At 73.3% G+C, this 12,984-nt stretch carries 12 protein-coding genes; 7 read left to right on the top strand and 5 right to left on the bottom strand.

Features of this window, described 5'->3' with window-relative positions:
• Positions 1-40: 40 nt before the first annotated feature.
• The 4 genes from AC3IX6_RS28120 (at position 41) to AC3IX6_RS28105 (ending at position 4,587) form a co-directional block, all read left to right on the top strand.
• On the top strand, positions 41-730 hold the full coding sequence (locus AC3IX6_RS28120; protein ID WP_489365713.1) for a hypothetical protein: 690 nt from the start codon (positions 41-43) through the stop codon (positions 728-730).
• A gap of 64 nt (positions 731-794) precedes the next feature.
• Entirely contained in the window at positions 795-1,592 is a 798-nt protein-coding gene (locus tag AC3IX6_RS28115) for a DsbA family protein (RefSeq protein ID WP_489365711.1), read from the top strand.
• A gap of 145 nt (positions 1,593-1,737) precedes the next feature.
• The gene (locus tag AC3IX6_RS28110) at positions 1,738-3,423 is read left to right on the top strand and encodes an alkaline phosphatase D family protein (RefSeq protein ID WP_489365709.1); all 1,686 of its coding nucleotides are present in this window, start codon (positions 1,738-1,740) and stop codon (positions 3,421-3,423) included.
• A 222-nt stretch (positions 3,424-3,645) separates the two neighbouring features.
• Entirely contained in the window at positions 3,646-4,587 is a 942-nt protein-coding gene (locus tag AC3IX6_RS28105; protein ID WP_489371581.1) for a zinc metalloprotease, read from the top strand.
• Between the two features lie 70 nt (positions 4,588-4,657).
• On the opposite strand, the gene AC3IX6_RS28100 is transcribed toward AC3IX6_RS28105, so the two are convergent.
• The gene (locus tag AC3IX6_RS28100) at positions 4,658-5,227 is read right to left on the bottom strand and encodes a dienelactone hydrolase family protein (protein ID WP_489365708.1); all 570 of its coding nucleotides are present in this window, start codon (positions 5,225-5,227) and stop codon (positions 4,658-4,660) included.
• 50 nt (positions 5,228-5,277) lie between these two features.
• Between AC3IX6_RS28100 and AC3IX6_RS28095 the strand changes: the two genes are divergently transcribed.
• Complete coding sequence (locus AC3IX6_RS28095; RefSeq protein WP_489365706.1) at positions 5,278-6,306, top strand: mechanosensitive ion channel family protein; 1,029 nt, start codon at positions 5,278-5,280, stop codon at positions 6,304-6,306.
• Positions 6,307-6,411: 105 nt separating this feature from the next.
• Here the strand turns inward: AC3IX6_RS28095 and AC3IX6_RS28090 are convergent, their stop codons facing one another.
• Complete coding sequence (locus tag AC3IX6_RS28090) at positions 6,412-7,821, bottom strand: sensor histidine kinase (RefSeq protein ID WP_489365704.1); 1,410 nt, start codon at positions 7,819-7,821, stop codon at positions 6,412-6,414.
• On the bottom strand, positions 7,818-8,504 hold the full coding sequence (locus AC3IX6_RS28085; RefSeq protein ID WP_489365702.1) for a response regulator transcription factor: 687 nt from the start codon (positions 8,502-8,504) through the stop codon (positions 7,818-7,820). Before AC3IX6_RS28085 ends, AC3IX6_RS28090 begins: the two co-directional genes overlap by 4 nt.
• A 72-nt stretch (positions 8,505-8,576) precedes the next feature.
• Between AC3IX6_RS28085 and AC3IX6_RS28080 the strand changes: the two genes are divergently transcribed.
• Both AC3IX6_RS28080 and AC3IX6_RS28075 read left to right on the top strand, forming a co-directional pair.
• On the top strand, positions 8,577-9,779 hold the full coding sequence (locus AC3IX6_RS28080; RefSeq protein WP_489365700.1) for a UDP-N-acetylglucosamine--N-acetylmuramyl-(pentapeptide) pyrophosphoryl-undecaprenol N-acetylglucosamine transferase: 1,203 nt from the start codon (positions 8,577-8,579) through the stop codon (positions 9,777-9,779).
• Positions 9,776-10,831 carry an SDR family NAD(P)-dependent oxidoreductase gene (locus AC3IX6_RS28075; RefSeq protein WP_489365698.1) on the top strand — a complete coding sequence of 352 codons (1,056 nt, stop codon included), beginning with the start codon at positions 9,776-9,778 and terminating at the stop codon, positions 10,829-10,831. Before AC3IX6_RS28080 ends, AC3IX6_RS28075 begins: the two co-directional genes overlap by 4 nt.
• An 11-nt stretch (positions 10,832-10,842) precedes the next feature.
• Here AC3IX6_RS28075 and AC3IX6_RS28070 read toward each other — a convergent pair whose 3' ends face one another.
• Complete coding sequence (locus tag AC3IX6_RS28070) at positions 10,843-11,070, bottom strand: hypothetical protein (RefSeq protein ID WP_489365696.1); 228 nt, start codon at positions 11,068-11,070, stop codon at positions 10,843-10,845.
• Positions 11,071-11,206: 136 nt separating this feature from the next.
• On the bottom strand, positions 11,207-12,799 hold the full coding sequence (locus tag AC3IX6_RS28065) for a Na+/H+ antiporter (protein WP_489365694.1): 1,593 nt from the start codon (positions 12,797-12,799) through the stop codon (positions 11,207-11,209).
• Between the last annotated feature and the right edge of the window lie 185 nt (positions 12,800-12,984).

Here is a 12,984-nt window from a genome sequence, read left to right as displayed (position 1 = left end):
AGGACCCGTCCGCACAGGGACGCATGGCACACTCGCGACGATGGACATATCCGGGGTGGGTCTCCGAGGGCTGCGGGCCGCGCTGTTCAGCGCGGTCGTCGTGCTGCTCTCGACCGGCTCGCACGTCCTGTTCTCCCGGGTGCCGCTGCCTCCCGCCCTGGTGGGAGGGGCCTTCGCCGCCGTGTTCGCGATCGCCTTCGCCCTGGCCGGACGCGAGCGTGGCATCGGTCACATCGCCGGGCTGCTCGTCCCCCTGGAACTGGCCGCCGACACCGTCCTGACCTCCGGCCAGCACCTCTGCTACGGCCTCGCGGGCGGCCCCGTCTCGGGTCCGCTGCGCGCCATGGGGCTCGCCGACTTCTGCGGCGGCAGCCCGGTGGGCGGGGCGCTGGCCGAGGTGGGCGGGCCCGCCGACCCGGCCGCATTGCTGGCCGCACCCGGACCGTGGGCTCCCTGGCTGCTGCTGGGCGCCCACGTATCGGTCGGACTGCTCGCCTCCCTGTGGCTGCACCGCGGGGAGCGGGCGCTCGGCCGGCTGCTGGGCGCGGCGTCCGCCTTCGCCTTCCGGCCGCTGCTGATGGCCTCGGCCCGCACGGCGCGGGCCCTGGCTCCGGTACGCCGCTCGCCGCTCGCGGCGCTGCGGAGCGCGGTGGCCCGCACCCGCTTCCCCGTGCACTCCGTGGGACGGCGGGGACCTCCTCGCGCACACGGCGCGTTCGCTCGCGCCTGACGTACGAGGACAGTCCCCCCTTCCAGCCGGCTCCACAGCGGAGCCACACCCCACGGAGAGAACGATGAGCGCACGCAACAGCCAGGCGAACAAGGCGGCGGCCCGCGAGAAGCTGCGCATCGAGCGCGAGCAGCAGGCCAAGAAGGCCAAGGTCCGCCGGCAGGTGTTCGTGGCGGGCGGCGTCGTGGCCGCCCTCGCCCTGGCCGGGGGCGTCGGCTACGCCGTCGTCCAGTCCAACCAGCCGAGCGCCTGGGAGAAGGCCGCCGACGCGCCCCTGGTCGCGCCGAAGAACACCTCGGGCGAGAACGGCACGACGGTGGTCATCGGCAAGGCCGACGCCAAGAAGACCCTGGAGCTGTACGAGGACGCGCGCTGCCCGGTCTGCGCGAGCTTCGAGCAGGCGGTCGGCCCGCAGCTCAAGGCGGACCTCGACGCCGGCAAGTACAAGATCCAGTTCGTCGGCGCCACCTTCCTGGACAACGGCTTCCCCGGCAGCGGCTCGAAGAACGCCCTGAGCGCGCTGGGCGCGGCCCTCAACGTCAGCCCCGAGGCGTTCCTGGAGTACAAGACGGCCCTCTACTCCGCGGCGAACCACCCGGAGGAGAAGGACGACAAGTTCGCCAAGGACGACTACCTGCTGACGGTCGCGGACCAGGTCCCGACGCTCAAGGGCAACGCCGAGTTCAAGAAGGCGGTCGAGGACGGCACCTACGACCGGTGGGCGCTGGAGATGTCGAAGACCTTCGACAAGAGCGGCGTGAAGGGCACTCCGACGCTGAAGATGGACGGCAAGAAGATCGATCCGCTGCCGCAGACGCCCGCGGAGTTCACGGCGGCGATCGACAAGGCCGTCGCCGGCTGACCCGTTCAGGCTGACGCGTTCGGGCTGAACCACCGACTGCACCACGACCGCACCACCGACGGACGGGCGAACTCCCAGAGTTCGCCCGTCCGTTGCTTTCACGGGTCTGGTCCGGAGCGAATACCCGTCGGTAATATGATCATCCGTGACCAGTCAACTCTCCTCTTCCGCCCCGGAATCGGCGACCGTGCCGACCCCCCGCCGCCGTACGGTCGTCCTGGCCGCGGCGGCCACGGCGGCACTCGTCCCGATCGCCGCGCTGGGTGCCGAAGCCGCCCACGCCGCCACGGGCACCACCGCTGACGCACCCTCCTTCCTGCACGGCGTCGCCTCGGGCGACCCGCTCCCCGACGGGGTCCTGCTGTGGACCCGCGTCACCCCGACCGCCGCGGCCGTACCGGGCTCCGGTGCGGGCCCCGCCGTCGCGGTGGGCTGGGAGGTCGCCGAGGACAAGGCCTTCTCCCGGATCGTCGCGAGCGGCACCGTCACCGCGAGCGCCGCCTCCGACCACACCGTCAAGGCCGACGTACGGGGCCTGCGCCCGCAGACGGCCTACTGGTACCGGTTCACCGCCGGCGCCACCACCTCCCCGGCCGGGCGCACCCGCACCGCCCCGGCCGCCGCCACCGCGCCCGCCGGGATCCGCTTCGGCGTGGTCTCCTGCGCCAACTGGGAGTCCGGCTACTTCTCCGCGTACCGCCACCTGGCCGCGCGGGCCGATCTGGACGCCGTACTGCACCTGGGCGACTACATCTACGAGTACAAGAGCGGGGGCTACCCCGAGGCGAAGTACGTCGTGCGGCAGCACGAGCCGCTGCACGAGATCCTCACCCTGGCCGACTACCGCACCCGGCACGGGAAGTACAAGACCGACCCCGACCTGCAGGCCCTGCACCAGGCCCACCCGGTCATCGCGATCTGGGACGACCACGAGATCGCCAACGACACCTGGTCCGGCGGCGCCGAGAACCACGACGCCGCCACCGAGGGCTCCTTCGCGGCCCGTGCGGCCGCCGCCCGGCAGGCGTACTTCGAGTGGATGCCGGTGCGCACCTCCACCGAGGGCACCGTCTACCGGCGGCTGCGCTTCGGCACCCTCGCCGACCTGCACCTGCTGGACCTGCGGACCTTCCGCTCGCAGCAGGCGGGCATCGGCAGCGGCGCGGTGGACGACCCGGAGCGCACCCTCACCGGGCGCGCCCAGCTGGACTGGCTGAAGGCCGGGCTGGCCGGCTCGCAGGCCACCTGGAAGCTGGTGGGCACCTCGGTGATGATCTCGCCGGTGGCCTTCGGCTCGCTGCCGGCGCACCTGCTGGGGCCCCTCACCGAGCTGCTCGGCCTGCCCGCGGGCGGCCTCGCGGTCAACGTGGACCAGTGGGACGGGTACACGGACGACCGCCGGGAGCTGCTGGGGCACCTGACGGACCGTTCCGTCCGCAACACCGTCTTCCTGACCGGTGACATCCACATGGCCTGGGCGAACGACGTGCCGGTGACGGCGGCCACCTACCCGTGGTCGCGTTCGGCGGGCGTGGAGTTCGTGGTGACGTCGGTGACCTCCGACAACATCGACGACCTGCTGCACGTGCCGGCCGACACGGCCTCGCTGGTCGCCGAGACGGCGATCAAGGCCGCCAACCGGCACGTGAAATGGCTGGACATGGACGCCCACGGCTACGGCGTGCTGGACGTGACGGCCGAGCGTTCCCAGATGGACTACTACGTGGTCTCGGACAAACGGCGCCAGGACGCCACGGCCGCCTGGGCACGCTCGTACCGCACGCTGACCGGCACCCAGAAGGTCGAGCGGGCGGACCAGCCGGTGCGCTGACACTCAGCCAGATTTCCCGTCCGGAGGGGCGCTTGGCGTAGACCAGGCGCCCCTTCGTCATCAGAAGCAACAAATCTTTTACGTAGAGCACTTGACCTGTTTATGACATGCGCACGTAAGATTCCCGCCAGCTGAGGAGATCCCTCCCGCTCAACCCCCCACTCGCGAGGAGCACACGTGCGCGCTCTTGCCCGCATATCCCCCCTTCTTCGCCGCCGCCTGATGGGTGCCGCCGTACTCACCGGCACCCTGGCCTTCACCCCGCTCGCCGCCCCCACCACGGTCGCCGCCGCCAAAACTGGCGCCGAGGTGTGCGCCGAGGACGCCTCCGGCGCCGCGGCCAACGCCCGTGTGGCGCGCCCGAAGGACCAGCACGCGGCCGAGCCGAACGAGGTCACCGAGGCGCAGTCCAAGTCCATGGACGCCGACCTCAAGGCGAAGCTGGACAAGATCTCGAAGGAGCCGCGCAGCCTGCGCGTCGCCGAGGCAGTCACGAACATCCCCGTGTACTTCCACGTGATCCACTCCGGTACCACCGGAAAGCTGACGTCCACCGACATCAGCAAGCAGCTGGCGGTCCTGAACGCGGCCTACGCCGGCCAGGGCACCGGAAACGTCGACAGCAGCTACCAGTTCACCCTGGCGGGCACCGACTACACGGACAACGCGAGCTGGTACAACCTGGCTTCCGGCTCCACGGCCGAGAAGACCATGAAGAACACCCTGCGCAAGGGCGGCGCGAACGCCCTGAACTTCTACACCGCCAACCTCTCCGGCGGGCTGCTGGGCTGGGCCACCTTCCCCAGCTCCTACGCCTCCCAGCCGAAGATGGACGGCGTGGTCGTCCTGGACACCTCGCTGCCGGGCGGCTCCGCCGCCAACTACAACGAGGGCGACACCGCGACCCACGAGGTCGGCCACTGGATGGGCCTCTACCACACCTTCCAGGGCGGCTGTAACGGCGCGGGCGACTCCGTCTCGGACACCCCGGCCGAGAAGAGCGCGGCCTTCGAGTGCCCGACCGGCCGTGACACCTGCGCCAGCAAGGCGGGCGTCGACCCGATCCACAACTTCATGGACTACACGTACGACTCCTGCATGTACCAGTTCACCGCGGGCCAGGTGACCCGCATGAAGAGCATGTGGACGGCGTACCGCGCCTGACGCTCCGGCATTGCGGAGCACGCATGACGATGGGGCCCCGCACGCGCGGGGCCCCATCGTCATGTGCGTCCTACAGACCGTCGAGGAAGGCGAGGGCGACCGCCCAGGCCTGCTCCGCCGCCTCGGCGTCGTAGTCGTCCAGCCCCGGGTCGGTGAACAGGTGCCCGGCCCCCGGATAGCCGTGGACCTCCACGTCCGCCCCGGCCTTGCGCATCCGCAGGTACCAGGCCGTCAGCCAGTCGTGCGGCTCGAAGGGGTCCGGATCGGCGATGTGCAGCTGCACCGGCAGCTCGTCGACGTACGCGTTCTCCTCCAGGTCGGCCGTCCCGTGCAGGAGCAGCAGCCCGCGCGCCTTCTCGTCGGCGAGCGCCAGGTGCTGGGCGATCGAGCCGCCGAAGGAGAAGCCGGCGTAGACCAGGCCCTGGTCGGAGTAGGGGGCCGAGGCCAGGACCGCCCGCTTGAGCAGCTCGTCACGGCCGATCTCGTCCCGGTGGGCCATGCCCTCCTCGACGGTCTCGAAGGTGCGTCCCTCGAAGAGGTCCGGCACCTGGACCTGGTGCCCGGCCGCGCGCAGCCGGTCGGCCGCCTCCCGCACGGCGGGCCGCAGCCCGTAGGTCGAATGGAAAAGCATGATGTTCATGCCCCCATCGTGCCAGTTTCGACGGACCCCCTCCGGTTACGTTGGCCTGCATGGACACGGACTCCTTCCTGCGCCCGATCGCGGCCGTCGCCGGCACCCTGGCCATCACCCTGCTCGCGGGCTGGGTGCTGGACCTGCTGCTGCGCCGCGCCGACGCCCGGCACAGCGAGACCCCGCTGTGGGGGCTGCTGCGCCGCTGCCGCCCGCCGTTCCTGGTGGTCCTGGCCGCCTCCCTGCTGCAGGCCGTGCGCCGGCGTGCGGACGGCCCCGGGCACGTGCTGACCCTGGTCCTGATCGCCGCGGCCGCGTGGCTGCTGATCCGCATCACGACGGCGATCGTGGACTCCACCTACGCCCGCTACGCGGCCGACGCCTCCGACCCGGCCAGGGTCCGCCGGGTCCGCACCCAGGTCACGCTGATCCAGCGGGTGGTCACCGCGGTGGTGATCGTGGTGGCCCTCAGCGCGATGCTCCTGACGTTCCCCGAGATGCGCACGGTCGGCACCTCGATGCTGGCCTCGGCGGGCGTGCTCGGCATCGTGGCGGGCATCGCGGCACAGGCCGCCCTCGGCAACCTCTTCGCCGGACTCCAGATCGCCTTCGGCGACACCGTCCGGATCGGCGACACCGTGGTGGTGGACAAGGAGTGGGGCACGGTGGAGGAGATCACCCTCACCTTCCTCACCGTCCGGACCTGGGACGAGCGCCGGATCACGATGCCGGTCTCGTACTTCACGAGCAAGCCCTACGAGAACTGGTCGCGCGGTGGCGCGCAGATGACGGGCACCGTGTTCTGGCACCTGGACCACAGCGCCCCGGTCGACCTGATGCGCGAGCAGCTCCAGCGGATCCTGAAGGACATCCCGGAATGGGACGGCCGCACCGGCTCCCTGGCCGTCACGGACACCACCCCGCACACCATCCAGGTCCGTGCGGTGGTCACCGCGAAGGACGGCGACGCCGTCTGGACCGTCCGCTGCGCGGTCCGCGAACGCCTGATCACCTGGCTACGAACCCACCACCCGTACGCCCTCCCCCACATCGCCACGACGGAGGCGATCCTTCCGCCCGGGCAGTAATCCAGCCGTCCGGCGTTGAGGACCGGGGTCCGGGGCGCAGCCCCGGGGAACGGTGGAAGGGCGGGTAGGGGACTCCGCCCCGCAGGGCCGTGACCAGGGCCGGTGTCAGCCCCGGCCCGCGAAGGTCAGCCGGAACAGCGCACCCCCGCCCGGGGCGGCTTCGGCCACCAGCTCCGCCTCGTGCGCCCGCGCGATCTGCCGGGCCATCGCCAGCCCCAGCCCCGACCCCGGCAGGGCCCGCGCCGCCCCCGCCCGGTAGAACCGGTCGAAGACGTACGGCAGATCCCCCTCCGCGATCCCCGGCCCGTGATCCCGTACGGTCACCTCCGCGGACCCGCCCCGCACCACCAGGCCGACCTCCACCTCCGCCCCGGCCGGGCTGAACTTCGCCGCGTTGTCCAGCAGGTTCGACAGCAGCCGGCTGAGCCGCGCCGGCACCCCCGCCACCACCACGGCCTCCTCCCGCGAGGGACCCCGCACCCGGAACGCCACCCCCGGCCAGTGCGCCCGCGCGGCGCCGACGCAGTACTCCAGCAGCGGAGCCAGCCGCACCTGTTCCACCAGCAGCTGCGGCTCCTCGTCGCGGGCGAGCTCGATCAGGTCGTTGACGAGCCCGGTCACCTCCCGCAGCTGCCGCCCGAGCGCCAGCGAGGCCCGTTCGCGCTGCTCGGCCGTCAGCCGGTCCCCCCGCGCGAGCAGCTCCGCGTTCGTCCGCAGCGCCGTCAGCGGGGTCCGCAGCTCGTGGGAGGCGTCCGCGACGAGCCTGCGCTGCGCGGTGACGGACTGTTCCAGCTCCCCCAGCATGGTGTTGAAGCTCCCGGCCAGCCGGGTGACCTCGTCCTCGCGGCCGCGCCCCGGAGGCGGCAGTTCGATCCGGTGCCTCGGGTCCCTGGTGGCGGCGATCCGCTCGGCGGTGGCGGTGAGCCGGGTGACGGGCGCCAGACCCGTCCGCGCGACCCAGTGGCCGAGCACCGCGGCCAGCAGCACCCCTGCCGCCGCCGTCAACGCCAGCCACCACGAGGCCTGCTCGATGCCGTCCTCCACCGTGTCGGCCCGCAGCGCCACTTGAAGCGCCCGCCCCTTGCCGTAGTCGGTGGTCAGCATCCGCGCCGGATGCCCGGCGTGCACGATGGCCGTGTAGTACGGGGCCCGCGTGCCCGCGGCCACGGCCCGCGCGGCCGGGGTCACCGGCAGCAGGTACGGCGTCCTGGGGTCGCGCCCCGGATCCGCCGGCACCACCTCGGCGCAGGCGGGCGCCGCCCGGAACCGGCACTCCCCGGCCAGGGTCCCGGGTCCGGAGTCCGGGTTGCGCTGGGCGGCGAGGCGGGCCGACTGGGTCAGGCTCAGGTCGAGCTGCCGGTACAGCGCCCCGCGCACCACGAGGAAGGCCGCCGCGCACACGCCGAGCGCCACCAGGGCCACCGCGGCGGTGACGGACAGCGCCAGCCGGGTCCGCAGCGGCCGCCGGCGCCGCCACCGCGCTCCGCGCCCCCGCCCCTGCTCCCGCCCGCTCACGCGGAGTCCAGCCGGTAGCCGACCCCGTGCACGGTGTGCACGAGCCGGGGCTCGCCGCCGGCCTCCAGCTTGCGGCGCAGGTATCCGACGTAGACGGCCAGGGAGTTGGAGTCCGGCCCGAAGTCCCGGCCCCACACCAGTTCCAGGACCAGCTCGCGCGGGAGCACCTGTCCGGGGTGGCGCAGGAGCAGTTCGAGCAGCGCCGACTCCGTGCGGCTGAACTCCAGCGGCCGCTCCCCGCGCCGCCCGGTGCGGGTGACGGGGTCGAGCACGAGGTCCCCGTACGCGAGCACGGGCGCGCCCCCGGCCGGGTCGTCGGGGGCGGCTCGCCGCAGGAGGGCCCGTACCCGGGCCACGAGCTCGTCGAGCGCGAACGGTTTGACCAGGTAGTCGTCGGCGCCCGCCTCCAGCCCGTCGATCCGGTCGCTCACCGCGTCCAGGGCCGTGAGGACGAGGACGGGCGTACGGTCGCCCACCGCGCGCAGTTGCCGGCACACGCCGAGCCCGTCCAGCACCGGCATCATCACGTCGAGGACCACCGCGTCGGGCTGCCAGAGGGCCACCTCGGACAGCGCGGCCAGCCCGTCGGCCGCACCGCGCACCTCGTACCCCTCGACGGCGAGGCCGTCCTCGACGGCGGCCCGCACCTCGGGCTCGTCGTCCACCACCAGAATCCGCTGCATGCGGCAAAGCCTCCCAAATGCTCCGGGAGAACCTCTTAGAACCTTCTTAAGGCGCACCGGAAGTCTGCGTCCATGACCTCCTCACCCTCCCCATCCTCCTCACGCTGGCCGCTTTCCGTCGTGATCGGCGCGGGCGGCACCGGCGGCCACATCTATCCCGGGCTCGCCCTGGCGGAGGCGCTGCGCGCCGCCGTCCCGCACGCCGTGATCTCGTTCATCGGCACCGAACGCGGCCTGGAGACCGAGCTGATCCCGGCCGCCGGCTACCGCCTGCACACCGTGGACATGATCCCCTTCGACCCGGCGCTGGGCGCCAAGCGCTACCTCCTCCCGGCGGCGCTGCTGCGCTCGGCCGGGCAGGCGCGGGCCGTGATCCGGGCGCAGGGCGCGCAGGTCGCGGTCGGCATGGGCGGCTATCCGAGCGCGCCCGCCGTGCTCGGGGCCCGGCTGGCCGGACTGCCGGCGGTCATCCACGAGTCCAACGCGGTACCGGGCCGGGCCAACCAGTTCGCGGCCCGCCTCACCCCGCACATGGCGGTCGCCTTCGACCGCAGCCGGGAACACCTGGCGGGCGGGGCGCGGGCACTGACCACCGGAATGCCCATCTCCGCGGCGCTGTCGGGCCTCGCGGAACTGTCCCGCCCCGAGCGGACGGTCCTGCGCGCCGAGGCCCGGCGGGAGCTCGGGGTGCCGGACGGGCGGCGGCTGGTGGTGTTCAACGGCGGCAGCCTCGGCGCCGTGCGCCTGACCTCGGCCGCGGCCGGGCTGGCGGCCGCCTGGCAGGCGCGGGAGGACGTGCAGCTGCTGATCAAGACCGGGCCGGCGGCGCTCGCGGACACGGTGGCCGGGCTGTCCGCCTCGGGCGGGCGGCGGATCGCACGGGCCGTGCCGTACCTGGACCGGATGGACCTGGTCTACGCGGCCGCCGACCTGGTGGTGTGCCGGGCGGGCTCGGCGACGGTGGCGGAGCTCGCCGCGACGGGCGTCCCCGCGGTGCTGGTGCCTTACCCGTACGCCCCGGGCGACCACCAGACCCACAACGCCCGGGTGCTGTCCGACGCGGGCGCCGGCCTGCTGCTGGCGGACGCCGAGGCCACGGCCGGCCGCCTCGCGGAACTGCTCGCCCCGCTGCTGGCCGACCCCGCTCGGCTGGCGGCGATGGCCGGCGCGGCCGACCCGGGCCCGCACGCGCGGGCCGCCGACCTGCTGGCCTCGCACGTCCTGCGGGTCGCCGGCTTCCCCTCCTTCTCCCCCACTCCCCTGGAGCTCGTATGACCACGCACGCCACGCACACCCCCACGCCCACCCTCGCCCTCACCCCGGCGCGCACGCCCGCCGACTGGACCGGCCGGACCGTCCTGGTCACGGGCGCCGAGGGGTTCATCGGCTCCACGCTCGTCGACCTGCTGGTCGCGCGGGGCGCGAGGGTCCGCGCCTTCGTGCACTACAAGCCGTACGCCGACAAGGGCCACCTGGCCCGCTACCTGGCCGACCCCGGCGGCCCGGTGGAGATGTGGGCCGGGGACGTCCGCGACGCGGGCCGGGTCAGCGACGCGGTGGCCGGCTGCGACACGGTCTTCCACCTGGCGGCCCTGATCGGGATCCCGTACAGCTACGCCTCGCCCGGTGCGTACGTCCAGACCAACGTCACCGGTACCGAGAACATGGCCGAGGCCTGCCGCCGCCACGGCGTGCGCCGCCTCGTCCACACCTCCACCAGCGAGGTCTACGGGACGGCCCTGACGGCCCCGATCTCCGAGAGCCACCCGCTCCAGCCGCAGTCCCCGTACTCCGCTTCGAAGATCGGCGCCGACATGATGGCGCTCTCCTTCCACCACGCGTTCGAACTGCCGGTGACGGTGGTCCGGCCGTTCAACACCTACGGCCCCCGCCAGTCGGCCCGCGCGGTCATCCCCACCATCCTCGCCCAGCTCCACTCGGGCGCCCGGGAGATCCGTCTGGGCTCCCTGACACCCACCCGGGACTTCACCTACGTGACCGACACCGCGGCCGGCTTCCTCGCCGTCGCGGAATCCGACCGGGCCCTGGGCGAAGTGGTCAACCTGGGCAGTGGCGAGGAGATCTCCATCGGCGACCTGGCCCGGGCCCTGATCACGGCCTCGGGCCGGGACGCGGAGGTGGTCGTCGACCCGGCCCGGCTGCGTCCCGCGGGCAGCGAGGTCCAGCGTCTGCTGTCGGACAACGCCCGGGCCCGCGACTGGGCCGGCTGGAAGCCCGAGGTCTCCCTCCAGGAAGGCCTGACCCGCACCTCGGAGTGGATAGCCGCCCACCTCCACCTCTTCGCCCCGGACCGCTACCAGGTGTAGGCCGCTCCGGGTCAGCCCCGGTCCGCGAGGCCGGCCCGGTCCCGGGACCGGGCCCGGTCGCGGAACCAGACGGCCGCTCCCACCAGCAACAGCCAGGCCCGGCGCTGGAGCAGGGGGGCGAGCGCGAAGGTCAGTACGGCGGCGAGTCCGATGCCGATGACCCCGGGAGCCGGCAGGTCACCACCGGCGGCCGCGGACTCGGGCCGGCTCGGGTTCGCTCGGGGGCTGGAACCACTCACGGGACTCTCCTGTGGCGTGAGCCTTCGGCATCCGCCCCGGCTCCCGGCCGCTCCGGGCGCCATGCCGTACGGGCCCCGCACCCCGCCCGGATGGCCCGCGACCGCCCGCCCACGACCGGACCCTACAAACTACGGACTACGGACTACGCAGACTGCGGACGTCCAGGTGCCGGAGCACCCGGTCGACGATCTCCGGATCGGCGCCCGGTTCGCTGCGCGCGGCCAGCACCTCGTGCCGGGCGGCGGACATCATCTCCCGCTGGATGCGCTGCACGTCGCGGATCCGCTCCACCCGCTTCGCGTACGCCTCCCGCCGCTCCTCGTCGACCATGTCCGGGCTGATCCTGGCGCCCACGTCGTAGGCCCGGCGGTAGAGCACCTCCACCAGGTCCTCGGGCAGGTCCTCCACCTCCTCGATCTCCTTCAGCCGCCGCTTCGCGGCCTTGGCTGCGCGGATCGCCAGCGCGCGGGCGATCTCCGCCTCCGCGTCCGAGTCGGCCTCCACGCCGAGCCGGCGCACCAGCCACGGCAGGGTCAGGCCCTGGACCACCAGGGTGGCCATGATCACGGCGAAAGCGATGAAGACGATCTCCTGCCGGGCCGGGAAGGGCTCCCCCGCGTCCGTCTCGAAGGGGATGGCCAGCGCGAGGGCCACCGAGGCCACGCCCCGCATGCCCGCCCACCACATCACCATGGACTCCCGCCAGCTCAGCGGGATCTCCTCGTCGTAGTCGCGGCGCGAGTGGAGCCGTTTCGCGAGCCAGCCGGCCGGCAGCAGCCACACCAGCCGTACGCCGACCACCACCGCGACCACCGCCGCCGCCCAGCCGGCCATCTCCCAGACCCGGCCGCTGGCGGCCCCGAACACGTTGTGCAGTTCCAGCCCGATCAGTCCGAAGGCGACGCCGGTGACCAGCATGTCGACGACCTCCCAGAACGTGTGCCCGGCGAGCCGGCCCAGCACGTCGTCGGCGTCGGTCGCGTACTCGGCGAGGAACAGCGCCGTGGTCAGCACGGCCAGCACGCCGGAGCCGGTGAACTCCTCGGCCACCACGTAGGCCACGAACGGCACGAGCAGGGTCAGCCCGATCTGGAGCGTGGCATCGCCGAGCCGCCCCATGAGCCGGTTCGCGGCCCAGCCGAGCGCGAGCCCCACCGCGACGGCCACGACGGCCGACAGCACGAACTCGCCGAGCGCCTCGGGCCACGAGAAGGTCCCGCTGACGGCCGCGGCGATGGCCACGTGGTAGAGCACGATGGCGGTGACGTCGTTGAAGAGCCCCTCGCCCTCCAGGATCGACACCATGCGCCGGGGCAGCCCGAGCGAGCCCGCCACGGCGGTGGCGGCGACGGGGTCGGGCGGTGCGACGAGCGCGCCGAGCGCGACGGCCGCGGCGATCGAGAGCCCCGGCACGAGGGCGTGCGCGGTGAAGGCGACGGCCGCGGTGGTCACGAAGACGAGGGCGACGGCCAGCAGCAGGATGGGCCGTACGTTGGCGGCGAACTGCCGCCAGGAGGTCCGCTGCACGGAGGCGTACAGCAGCGGGGGCAGCACGAGCGGCAGGATGTACTCGGGCGGGATGTCGACGTTGGGCACCACGGGCACCAGGGCGAGCACCACCCCGCCGAGCGTCATCAACACCGGCGAGGGCAGCCCCAACCGGTCCCCGAGCGGCACCGTCACCACGGCCCCGAGCAACAACACGAACAACAGCAGGAGCTGATCCACTCCCACACACTGCCAGCCACTGCGCTCGGCGCCGCAGACCAGACTGCGTGTCGGACTCCGCCGCATCCGGCCCGCATCCGGCCGCGCCGAGCCACATCCAGCCTCGCCGGCGTTCGAGGCGCGGGATCCGGGGCGGAACCCCAGGGGGTCCGGGCGCAGCCCGGGGAACGGTGGAAGGGCGGGCA

This window comes from Streptomyces sp. GL_141 (assembly GCF_057834385.1).
This window is presented reverse-complemented; position numbering and strand designations above follow the sequence as displayed.

Bases quoted from the DNA above. Each gene is read 5' to 3' on its own strand.
- AC3IX6_RS28105 (WP_489371581.1), top strand. From the start codon at position 3,646: ATGGGTGCCGCCGTACTCACCGGCACCCTGGCCTTCACCCCGCTCGCC.
- AC3IX6_RS28095 (WP_489365706.1), top strand. From the start codon at position 5,278: ATGGACACGGACTCCTTCCTGCGCCCGATCGCGGCCGTCGCCGGCACC.
- AC3IX6_RS28115 (WP_489365711.1), top strand. From the start codon at position 795: ATGAGCGCACGCAACAGCCAGGCGAACAAGGCGGCGGCCCGCGAGAAG.
- AC3IX6_RS28080 (WP_489365700.1), top strand. From the start codon at position 8,577: ATGACCTCCTCACCCTCCCCATCCTCCTCACGCTGGCCGCTTTCCGTC.
- AC3IX6_RS28120 (WP_489365713.1), top strand. From the start codon at position 41: ATGGACATATCCGGGGTGGGTCTCCGAGGGCTGCGGGCCGCGCTGTTC.
- AC3IX6_RS28075 (WP_489365698.1), top strand. From the start codon at position 9,776: ATGACCACGCACGCCACGCACACCCCCACGCCCACCCTCGCCCTCACC.
- AC3IX6_RS28085 (WP_489365702.1), bottom strand. From the start codon at position 8,504: ATGCAGCGGATTCTGGTGGTGGACGACGAGCCCGAGGTGCGGGCCGCC.
- AC3IX6_RS28100 (WP_489365708.1), bottom strand. From the start codon at position 5,227: ATGAACATCATGCTTTTCCATTCGACCTACGGGCTGCGGCCCGCCGTG.